This is a genomic window from Empedobacter sp. UBA3239 (assembly GCF_002362875.1).
In the GTDB taxonomy this organism is placed as follows: Bacteria; Bacteroidota; Bacteroidia; order Flavobacteriales; family Weeksellaceae; genus Empedobacter; species Empedobacter falsenii_B.
The window spans coordinates 1-5468 of the sequence record NZ_DEVJ01000018.1 but is presented as its reverse complement, the minus strand read 5'-3'; the positions used below and the strand labels follow the sequence as shown (position 1 = coordinate 5468).

Sequence of the window (5468 nt, the reverse complement as noted above, 5' to 3'; positions counted from 1 at the left end):
AAAATGCACAACGGGTATTAATATATTTTTCTAAAAATAAACCTCGCTTAAAAAGGCTTAAACGAGGTCATATATTCTGTTTTTACTGTATATTGGAGTTGTGCAACAATTACCTATGTTAACTACAGTTGTAATTTCTATTTTCCAATTATATTTAATAAATCATTAGATATTTCATTATCATTTTGCAATAGTAGGTGTCTTGCATTTTTAATTTCATTATTTTCTAGTGAAAGTAAAGCTAATTGATCTCAACATAAATCATTTTTTACTATGCAAAAGTAAAATGAATGTGAAATTCATGAATTAAAAAAGACAAATAAAAAATTACAAAAATCAAATAAATCAATTTTCTTGTTTAAATTTTAATGGAGAAGTTTAAGTATGTTTTTTAAAAAAATTATTAAAATGAGCAGGTTCCTCAAAACCTAATTTATAACCAACTTGCGCAATATCCCAATCAGTGTACAACAACAGGTTTTTAGCTTCTTCAACTATTTTCTGTTTAATAATTTGTGTCGTTGTTTGTTTTGTTACAGATTTCACAGATAAGTTGAGCTGATTTACATGAATATTTAATTTCGTTGCAAAATCAGCGGGTGTTTTCAAAATAAGTGGTTGAGCAGTTGAATCAAGTGGAAATTATTTATTTAATAATTCATCAAACTTCTTATACAATCTCACATTTGAAGGCAATTCAACCGCATTTATTTCATCAACTTTTTGTTCTAAAACATAATAAAAAATAGCAGATAAATGATTACGAATACTAAAATATCTCAATTGATAATTGGATTGATTAAGACGATACATTTCCTGAAAATAAGACTAAATCAAAGGCAATTGTTCATCCGAAATCTCAATAAAATGAGAATTCCAATATTTATTCGAGTAAAATTCTTTTAGAATTTTTATTCATTTCATTTATTCAAATCACTCGAACTAATGAATTTTATTCAAAATACACAACTGGTTAAGTATTATAAAATTTCATTAACTTTAATCACATTCAAAACTTAATAAAATGCCTTGGAATCCCGAAAGATATAATCAATTCAAAAATATTCGTTATCAACCTTTTTATGATTTAGCGGATTTAATTTCTACTAATAATTTGAAAAATTGCATAGATGTAGGTTGTGGAACTGGCGAACAAACAGCAATTCTCGCTAATAAATTTGAACATGCTAATTTTTTAGGAATTGATTCTTCTAAGGAAATGCTCGAAAAGTCAAAAGAATTTGATTTAGCCAATCTTACATTTCAACAACAAACGATTGAAAATTTTGCAAATTCAGATACAACTTGGGATTTAATTTTTAGTAATGCAGCGTTACAATGGTCGGATAATCATGAAGAATTGTTTCCTAAATTAATCTCAAAACTGAATGTTAATGGACAATTTGCAGTGCAAATGCCTTGTCAAAAAGATAGTCAAAAAGATAATGTATTGAATGTTATTTTGAGTGATTTAGCACGAGAAAAACCTTTTGCGGATTATTTGAATAATTTTCATCGAGATTCTCCTTTGTTAACGATAGATGATTATGCGAAAATCATATTTGATAATGGATTGAAGGATTTGAACATAAACATGAAAGTTTATCCAATTTACGGAAATGACGAAACAGAATTTTATAATTTCATTTCTGGTTCTGCTTTGATTCCTTATATGGAGCGTTTAACGACTAAACATCAAGAATTATTTACGACAGAATTTAAAACGAGAATTAAGAAATATTATAAGACTTTTCCTGCAATTTATTCCTTTAAGAGAATATTGTTGTATGGAAGAAAGAGTTAAACAAAAAGAGAATCAATTATGATTCTCTTTTTTGTTTATTAAAATTTAATCTAAATCGTCTAATACAGACTTTAAGATATCACAACCTTTTATAATATCTTCATCCGAAATATTAATCGGTGGTGTAATTCGTAAATTCTCGATGCTATACATCAAAAAGAAAAGAATCAAGCCTCTATTCATACATTCTTGCTGAACGCGCAACGTATATTCTGGAGAAGATAACTCAGGAGCTAACATCAAGCCTTTTCCGTGAATTTTCTTAATTTTTGGATGTTGAAGATTTTTTCTGAATAATCGCTCTTTACGATCAATATCATCCATCAATTTTTCCTCTTCTAAAACATTTAGTAGCTCTAAAGCTGCTGCTGCAATCACAGGATTCCCTCCAAAAGTTGTAATATGTCCCAATTGAGGATTTTGTTTCAACGAACTCATAATTTTTTCAGAAGTCATAAACGCACCAACAGGCAAACCGCTCGCCATGCCTTTTCCCATCGCTACAATATCTGGAACAACTCCAAAATGCTCGAAACCAAACAATTTTCCCGTGCGTCCAAAACCTGGCTGAATTTCGTCCATAATCAATAATGCACCAACTTCTTCGCAACGCTTTTTCAACTTGATAAAGAAATCATTTTCTGGCAACCTAAAACCAGAAGCTCCACGAATAGATTCTACAATAACACCAGCTGTTTCTTTGGTAATTTTTTGTAAATCATCTTCATTATTAAAATCGATAAAATAAACTTCTGGTAACAATGGTCGGAAAGCAGCTTTCTTACGTTCATCACCAGAAACACTTAACGAACCGTGTGTATTTCCATGATAGGCATTTCGAAAAGAAATTAATTGACGGCGACCTGTAAAACGTTTCGCTAATTTAAGCGAAGCTTCAATCGCTTCTGTTCCAGAATTCACCAAATAAACTTGATCCAATCCTTCTGGTGTTAAATCAACCAATCGCTTGCATAATTCGACTGGTTTTTCTTGCGCATATTCACCATAAACAGCAACATGCATATATTTGTTTACCTGATCTATAATCGCTTGATTAATGCGCGGATGGCTATGTCCAAGTGTATTCACCGAAACGCCAGCCACAAAATCAAGATAGGCTCTTCCATCCTTTCCATAGATATAAGAGCCCTTTGCGTAATCGACTTCAAAACCAGATGCAAAATTTGTTGTTTGCGCCTGATATTTGAAAAATCCTTCTTTTAATGTTCCCATTTTATTTTAATAAAAAAAGCACAGCTGCACCGCCCATTGCATACGCTGCAACAGTAAGAGCATCTGATTTACCTTTCGAAAATTTTCTTATTTTGAACGATGAAATATCATTTTTATGAAACTTCAATTCTTTTTCTGTCCCTTTTACAACAGCATATAAAGTATCAGCTTTCCATTGCTTCGCCTCTATTGTATATTCTTTTCCTTGCGCATCTACTTTATAAAATTGATCGGGTTTGATAACATCCGAAATTTTAATTGTAGAAGGATCTATCGCTACTTTCTCTTCTTTATTCTCTTGTTTTTTAGCTTTTAGTGCAGCTAATTCTTCTTGACTTTCTGAAAGAGATGAACTAATTGCATTTTCATTCGGACTTTTGCGTTCTCTTCTCAATTCAGCAATATCAGCTCTGGAACGACTTCTTTCATTAGAGTTAGTCGTTTGATTTTGATTATTACCTTTAGACATTTCCAATGCATACTCCTCAGGATCAAAAGCTTTGTATGTATAACAACTTGATAATAACAGAATAGATAATATGATAGATGTAGTTTTCATTTATAGTTTTAGAAATTAAACGATTAATTTATGAAAAGATTATTTTGATTCGATAAAAATATCTCGCCAAGTGTTTAATCGTTCAGAAATTCGCCATTTAAAATCGGGCAAATAACGCATTTCTTCTGGAAATTTTGACAATGGATACATTTTTCCGTCCGATTTTATACGACATGCAACCAATTCAACATCTTTTCCTACAACATCAACTTCTATAATTCCGCAATACGAAATATTAACTCCATAACGTTCTTTCACTTTCGTTTTTTGATCCGTATCATCCATGTACGTCAATGCAACAGCATTTTCTTCTACATTTATAAAGTCAATTTTATCATCTTGAAAAAGAACAGTTAAATATTTTCCTTTAATTTGATGATATTCATTTTCCACAAGCGAATCCACTTTAGCAATCACAAAAGCATTATTGAACACTTTCATTGAGTCTAATTTTTCTGTTTTCGCATTTGTATACGCTTCGATATAATCTCCCGTCACTTGATTATCGCCAGAAAATAAAATTGGATCTTTATAAAATTGCATCAATCCTTTAGTTTGATTGTACACCAAAGAATCTGCTTTTCCGTTCGCATTCGATTTGTAAAAACGCGCTTTATGAAATGCTTTCACCAATGAAGTCGAATCAACATCGTGACGTTTTACCGCCATCAACGTATCTGCACTAATGTAAAGCGAATCTTTATCAAACGCTTTCACAGCATACGCATTTTTCGTTACAAAAGCCGAATCTAAGTATTTAAAAGCTTCTCCGTAATCTCCCTTCAAAAATCTTTTTTCTAAAGGATCATCTAAAAAAACATCACCTTCACCTTTACCAAAACCTGTTTTATCGTTGAAATAAAGTTTTTTAGCCGTCAATGTTTTGTTTTGATAATAAACTTTTGAATTTCCTCTTAACCAAGCTTCACCCGTTTTTTTATTAAAATCTCCATCCGAAGTAATGATATATTGTGATGGATCATTTCGACGTGTAATTTTAGAATAATCACGGAAAGTAGTAATTCCCGTAATATCATTCGTCGTCATTTTTCTTGAATAAATCGTATAATCTTTATTCGTAATAAAAACTTCCGATCCAAAATTTGCCGATTTAGACTTTACATTATACACAACATTTCGCCCTTCAACTAAAGTACCATCAGAACCAATTGTTTTGTAAGTTTCATTTACAATAATATTTCCAGTCAATCGCTCGTAAATCATTTTCTCAGAACTGATTTGTTGCGTAGGTGTCTTCACTTCTACTTTCCCAATACCAGTCGCAATCTCGGTTGTACGATTATAATCCATATAATCTGCCGTAATACGAGAACTTGGATCAGTCAACACCACATCTTTGAAAGCTTTTGCAATTGTTGTATTTCCGTCATACTCCATTTTATGCGCCGTAATTGTTTTGTCTTTGCTCACCAAACGAGCATTCGACCAAACAACAGCCAAGTTTTTATCACGATACAAAACCGCACTATCAGCCGAAATTACATCACCTTTATATTCGATTACAACATTTCCTGATAAAAAATCATTTCCCTCAAAACGTTTCGGATCATGTTCTACTAAATCAGCATGCCTTAGATTAACTTTTTCTTTTTTAGGTTTTTGTTGCGCAAAAGCACTTATCGTTATAAAACATGAAAGTAAAAAAGCAACTTTCAAACCTGTTTTATTTTTGTTTATATAATTAATTAACAATTACTTATTATTTTTATTTAATCTTTATTTCACTTCAAAAAAGTGTTAGCCAAAATTAGTATTATTTTTTTAGTCCTAAAAATTAATTATTACGTTAAAACGAGCTTGAATACTTAAAATTTTCATAATGTTTTAATCAATATAACCGGTAGTGCATTT

Annotated in this window: 6 protein-coding genes; 1 reads left to right on the top strand and 5 read right to left on the bottom strand. The window is 30.9% G+C overall.

Annotated features, from left to right (window positions below; genetic code table 11):
- Positions 1 to 378: 378 nt before the first annotated feature.
- Both B4G36_RS03060 and B4G36_RS03055 read right to left on the bottom strand, forming a co-directional pair.
- Positions 379 to 609, bottom strand: a complete 231-nt coding sequence (locus B4G36_RS03060) for a helix-turn-helix domain-containing protein (RefSeq protein ID WP_291061924.1) — start codon at positions 607 to 609, stop codon at positions 379 to 381.
- Positions 610 to 642: 33 nt separating this feature from the next.
- On the bottom strand, positions 643 to 813 hold the full coding sequence (locus B4G36_RS03055) for a hypothetical protein (protein ID WP_291061922.1): 171 nt from the start codon (positions 811 to 813) through the stop codon (positions 643 to 645).
- Positions 814 to 1024: 211 nt separating this feature from the next.
- On the opposite strand from B4G36_RS03055, the gene B4G36_RS03050 reads away from it, so the two are divergent.
- A complete protein-coding gene (locus B4G36_RS03050; protein WP_291061920.1) occupies positions 1025 to 1804 on the top strand; it encodes a methyltransferase domain-containing protein in 780 nt (259 codons plus the stop codon).
- 45 nt (positions 1805 to 1849) lie between these two features.
- On the opposite strand, the gene B4G36_RS03045 is transcribed toward B4G36_RS03050, so the two are convergent.
- Genes B4G36_RS03045 through B4G36_RS03035 form a run of 3 tightly spaced genes read right to left on the bottom strand, consistent with a single transcriptional unit; the run spans position 1850 to position 5309 of the window.
- Positions 1850 to 3037 (bottom strand): aspartate aminotransferase family protein, encoded by a 1188-nt coding sequence (locus tag B4G36_RS03045; protein WP_291061918.1) that lies wholly within the window; start codon positions 3035 to 3037, stop codon positions 1850 to 1852.
- A gap of 1 nt (position 3038) precedes the next feature.
- Complete coding sequence (locus tag B4G36_RS03040) at positions 3039 to 3596, bottom strand: hypothetical protein (RefSeq protein ID WP_152606083.1); 558 nt, start codon at positions 3594 to 3596, stop codon at positions 3039 to 3041.
- Positions 3597 to 3635: 39 nt separating this feature from the next.
- The gene (locus B4G36_RS03035) at positions 3636 to 5309 is read right to left on the bottom strand and encodes an OstA-like protein (RefSeq protein WP_291061914.1); all 1674 of its coding nucleotides are present in this window, start codon (positions 5307 to 5309) and stop codon (positions 3636 to 3638) included.
- Positions 5310 to 5468: the final 159 nt, after the last annotated feature.